Here is a 5,242-nt window from a genome sequence, read left to right as displayed (position 1 = left end):
TTTTTATCACTATTGCCAGATATCTTGGTTTCCGCACTATCCCACAGGCACAACGGGCTTTAGCTAACCAACTCCAGAAAGTTTTTTCTTTTTTTGTATGAAACCACCCTGCTTCTTCCGAAGGGGGGTAAGGGGGGTTGGCGTAGATGCGAATTCTATTCGCCCTCTTTACTCACATAGAATTGTGAGATCACCAGAAATAACCGGGTACTACGGTTGTCTGGCGATCGCTTGTGTCATACTTCAGCAGATACTCGTGAGCGATCGCATCCAATTCTCGCAACCTTTCGGCTTCAGTTTTGCCAACCTCAGTATCGGTGGATAATAGAATCACCTGATGACTCGCAGAGGGAAAATATCGCTCAACTAAATTCTGTCGGTGCGAAGAATCTAGTCGCCCCAGCGGTGTGTCGATTGCTACAGGTAAGTGGTGTCCGGCGACTCGTGCTAATCCCCATAAGAAAGCGATCGCTAGTAATTGCTTTTCTCCGGCTGAGAGGCGATGCTTTGGTACGGGTTGTCCCTGCGGATCGTAGATAGAAAGGCTGAAGGTTTGGGTGTCAATGGCTACCCGATGCACTAAGTCAGATTTGTGCAGAAGATAACGGAAACACTCGGTTACTTCAATTTCTAATTTATTGAGTTTTTTCAGGGTTAATTTTTCCCGAAATAGCTTCAGAGTCGCTTGAACTTTGGCAACAGAGGCGATAATGTGCTGATTATTCTTTAGCTTGATATTGTCTTCACTATAGTCTGCTAATTCTTTTTTGGTTTTAGCGATCGCTCTATTTAATTCTTCACAACGGCGGGTAGCCATTTCATGAGCAACTTGAGCTTTCGCGACTGCATTATTTGTTTCCCTAACAGCATCTTGTAGTTTTTGATACGCTTCTGGGGAAGCAGCAGTGGCTATCTGTCTATCGAGAGCATCTATCTCAATTTCTAGGTTTTCTAGTTCTTCTAGTTTTTCTTTGGCTCTAAACTTAGCGGTATTTATGCCAAAACTTAAGAAATTATCCAGTTCCTTGATTTCTTCTAATTCTGCTAATAACCAGGGACTTTCAGTAGCGGTAATTTCTTGCTCAAGTTGTTGATTTTCTTGTTGTAGGAAAAATTTGATTTTGTCAAGTTGCTCGGAAACTAATGACAACTCTTCAATATAATTTAAGAGGCGATAGTCTCGTTCTATCAAAACATCCCGTGCGATTTTTTTCTGTTGTTGGCGGCTTTCCTTTTCCGCTTGGCATTTAGCTTGTTCAAGCAGAGGAGAAATTAAGGTGAGGGGAAAGCTACCAGCAGCTAATTCTCGCAGCGACTCCCGCGCCTTTTCTGCTTGGGTTGTGAAATGATCTTTTTGTTTTTCTAGACGGTTGCGATCGCTTGCAAGTTTTCCACCTTCGTACAGAAATTTTTCAGAGGCTTCACGCTGCTTCTCTTCAGCCCTATCTAACTTAGTTTGCACAGAACTTATTTCTAGTTTTGCAGCATCTAATTCATCTTTTTGTACATTAAGTTTTTGTTCAATTTCTTCTAACGTAGCGAGTTCTTTAGCGCTAGCAATTTCTTTGCGCTTACGGCTAACGAGGACATCTAAATCTGCGGATAGACGTTCTGATAGTTCTAAGCCTAATAGCGATTGAATTGCCCCGACAACTAAAGGGGGTGGAGTATCTAATTCGGCAAGTTCTTTTACCTGTTCGCCGTCAAACAAAAATAGATTAGAAATTCCCAGCGGTAACAGGTTCTCGATATATTCGTCCCAGGTGTTGGCAAGGGCTTTATCGGGCCATTCTTCATCTACTAGAATACCAAGGGTGTCTTTTCCCTCTTTGGGTTCCTTTTCCCAATATCGGACGACTCTTAAAATAGTGGGTTTGTCGTCTTGAATGACTTCAAAAGCTAATTCAATCCGGGCTTTTTCGGTGGGTGGGGTATTGCGGTTGACTGACTGGGTAAGAAAGTCGTTATAGCTTAAGTTGCCGCGTGTAGAACATTGGGCGCGAGAACCGTATAAAGCAAGGCGAATGGCGTCCATGAGGGTCGTTTTACCGCCGCCGTTCATGCCGCCAATTAAGATAATCGGGCGAGTATTTTCATCCGTTTCGGGGCGGAGGTCGATGACTTGTCGCCCAAGGTAAGGGCCAAAATTTTGCAGGACGAGTTCGAGAAATATCACAGCTTATTGAGAACAGGTAATCGGTAACAACTAATGGGTAATCGGGAATAAACAGCACTTATTCATTAGCGTCATCTACTTTTGGCGATGGAAATTTCATGCTTGCCCAACTTAGCTGTTTCACTTTATCAATATCACCTTCTACAACAGCATTTTTTAAGTCCCGCTTTTCGTGGGCATTTTGAATTGCATCCTCTTTCGATCGAGAACTGCTTTCAAAGCATTTATCCAATTTCTCGTAGACGCCGCGCCGCGATTTGACATGAAATTGGCGTTCTGTATCTAGCAGTTTCGCCATCAGTTCTAGGTGCATTTCATCATTGCAGATTTCTTGTAGAACTTCCCACTCGTCAGTACCTAGGAGTTTCCTCTCAGCACCAGGACGAATGTCTTGGAACGATTCGCCTGTGACTTCTTCGTAAATACGCAGCAAACTATCATCAAATTCGTGTTTTTCTTCTAACCAAATGCGGCGAATTTCGCTTAATTCATCCTGGGTAATTAGGGTGATGTCGCGCATTTCTAGAGGAGCAGTGCGGCGAGTTTGGGTTTGTGCTTCTAAGACTCGTCTCAACCAATGTTCTCGCCAGTATTTTGTATAGGGGCCGGGGACTGGTTCAACTGAGGTCTGGTCATCAACATTACGCTCGAAGAGTTGGACATTTCCCCAGATGCGCCGAAAATCTCTTCTATCATAATCATCCTCGACGTCCAATTCGTTGCGGATATCGAGTAGAGGTTGCATCCATTCTTTTTCTTCATCATTCTGGATCATTGCCTCCATCGATTTATCTTGATTCACCATTGTGCAAACCCAGCAGCCAAAGCGCGAACTACCACAACTGGGGGTAGAAGTATCAATTACTAAGGGACATTCATTATCTGCGGTTGCACCCCGGTACATCGTAAATAGATCCTTATTACTATTTCCCCAAGGATTTTGCCACTGATTCAAATAAATCCAGACCTCATCAGTTCGCCAATCCTGGATAGGGCTATAAATCAAAGAATTAGGTAAACTAGGGCTGTGGTAAAGCAAAGACTTAAGTGAACTAGAATTATGATTAAGGCGGTCGCTGACTCGACCTACTTCATGTTTTTCCATTGAAGTAGCTCGTTTAACACTTTCTGCTTTGCGAGTGCCTAAGACAAGAATTACCTCTCCATTTGCTCTTACTACATCACGCACAAAGCGGTTAGAAGGTTGGATTTTTAGGCGTTCAGTACACCATCGGAATCTATGGCGCGGCGAGGGATATCCCTTGCCAATCAGGTTAACCCAAAAAGTGTCTTTGATATCTGGATAAAGCAAATGAGGTTCTATTGGTAATTCTTGTGCTTCAGCGGCAGATTTCATTAGCTCCAACGATTTACGTACCCAAGCAGAAACTATAGGATTTTCTACTAATGTATCTGTTGTAATTACGTATATCTTTTTTGTTCGTTTTTCCGGAGCTAATTCTGCAATCGCATTCCAAACTAACTGAACTACTGTTCCGCTGTCTTTCCCACCTGAATACCCTAAAATCCAAGGGATTTCGTCTAAACAATATAAATCTTGGATTTCTTTATTGAGATTTTTTATGTCTTCTACTAATTCCGAAACTGTGCGTGGTGGAAATAGGGACGTTTGTATTTCTGTCATATTGGCAACCTTTGTTTTTTATAATTTAAATACATTTTTGCGATGCCACTGTAGCGCTTCAAGGCTTGGAAAGTATTGCTCTGAAGTTGGCAGTAGAATAAGCTCACCCTGAAACGCCTTAATAGGTTTAGCATTTGGGGATTCTTCTTCTAAGCCACTGGCAACTAAAATTTTAAAATTGTCATCAATTCCAAACCAACCATAATCAAATGCCCAATGATGATTTTTACATAATGATATTCCGTTATCTGCTTTACTATTATAAAATTGTGCGAATGGTTTAATGTGTGCGCCATCTACAATAGTTTGATTGATAGTTCTAGCCACTTTCAATTTACAAAATGCACATCGGTAGTCATAAATATGTACAATGGCTTTTCGGAAAAAAGCATTTCTAACCACTGACTTTCTGAAAATAAACTTTGGCTCCTGTTCTATAGCCTCTAACTCAAGTCTATTTGTCTCTTGAAAATTTTGATTAATGTTTAATATTTCCTCTATTCTCTTACGATTATATAAAAACCAAGACCCAACAAGAATATCAATTAACTCTTGTCTGGAAAATTGGTCTTGTAGTAAATTAAACAGCTCGGCATCTAAATAAGCATACTTAACAGCATCTTTTAGCTTGTTAGTGGTTTTAGGTTGTAACCCATTAAAATCAGGCTTAAATTCCAGATGCCAAAATCCGTCACTTTGTAAATGAAAAAATGGATAGTGTAGACCCCCCTTATAAGACGTAGAAGCCAGGATATTCCAATATTTATTGAAAGTGTTAATCAAATCATCTGAAACAGTAATCTGATTATCGGCAATCAAATTTTGTGCGATTAAATCGATTACCGATAACAGCAGTATTGGCTTATAATGAGCATTCCCACGTTGACGGCTACTACTCACATTAAGCTCAGAAAAACGTTGGTAGTAGTACGCTAAATTCCTTTGATTTTCTGGGTATTCTCCTGCACTCATTTCTCCCTCCTTATTAGACGGGCATTCTCTAACCTTTCCTCCTGCGGTGTCAGCAGCAAATTCAGGTGCTTTTTAATATAAGCACTCATCTGATTGACACTCGTGCGGGATTTAGAAATCCCACCACTAGACATAATTATCCCTTCCCAATCAGGATTAGATCGCGACCAGTCGATTTGTTGCAAACCTTCTAGATGTGAGTCCCAGTTTTCCGGGTAAAGCGACAGCAAACTTGCTCCAACAGCGCCTAAACTCGCGATCGCGATCGCGTGACTATGCACGTAATCCCGCCGAATTTCGCCTGCACTGACCTTCCCGTGTAGAACTTGCTCCCAAGCTGGGATATAGCGACTAACTGCATTCCAGTAACGGACTGCTCGTTCAATCTGCTGTTCAGTCTCCTGGCGATCCGTTAGCAGGGCAAGAGTAGCATTATAGATGCTGTTGAG

4 protein-coding genes are annotated in these 5,242 nt (G+C 41.8%); all 4 read right to left on the bottom strand.

What is annotated here, in order from left to right; translation table 11 throughout:
- Positions 1–190 precede the first annotated feature (190 nt).
- Positions 191–2,176 (bottom strand): DNA sulfur modification protein DndD, encoded by a 1,986-nt coding sequence (dndD, locus tag H6F50_RS25175; RefSeq protein WP_190430797.1) that lies wholly within the window; start codon positions 2,174–2,176, stop codon positions 191–193.
- A 58-nt stretch (positions 2,177–2,234) separates the two neighbouring features.
- On the bottom strand, positions 2,235–3,821 hold the full coding sequence (gene dndC / locus H6F50_RS25170; protein ID WP_190430796.1) for a DNA phosphorothioation system sulfurtransferase DndC: 1,587 nt from the start codon (positions 3,819–3,821) through the stop codon (positions 2,235–2,237).
- An 18-nt stretch (positions 3,822–3,839) separates the two neighbouring features.
- Complete coding sequence (locus tag H6F50_RS25165; RefSeq protein ID WP_190430795.1) at positions 3,840–4,793, bottom strand: HNH endonuclease; 954 nt, start codon at positions 4,791–4,793, stop codon at positions 3,840–3,842.
- A partial coding sequence (locus tag H6F50_RS25160; RefSeq protein ID WP_242029206.1) for a DNA sulfur modification protein DndB occupies positions 4,790–5,242 on the bottom strand: 453 nt, incomplete at its 5' end. The genes H6F50_RS25160 and H6F50_RS25165, both read right to left, overlap by 4 nt.

The organism is Coleofasciculus sp. FACHB-712 (assembly GCF_014695635.1).
Taxonomy (GTDB): Bacteria; Cyanobacteriota; Cyanobacteriia; order Cyanobacteriales; family FACHB-T130; genus FACHB-T130.
This window is presented reverse-complemented; position numbering and strand designations above follow the sequence as displayed.

What these genes read in the sequence shown, in the direction of transcription:
- dndC (WP_190430796.1), bottom strand. Translation starts at nt 3,821, where the DNA reads ATGACAGAAATACAAACGTCCCTATTTCCACCACGCACAGTTTCGGAA.
- H6F50_RS25165 (WP_190430795.1), bottom strand. Translation starts at nt 4,793, where the DNA reads ATGAGTGCAGGAGAATACCCAGAAAATCAAAGGAATTTAGCGTACTAC.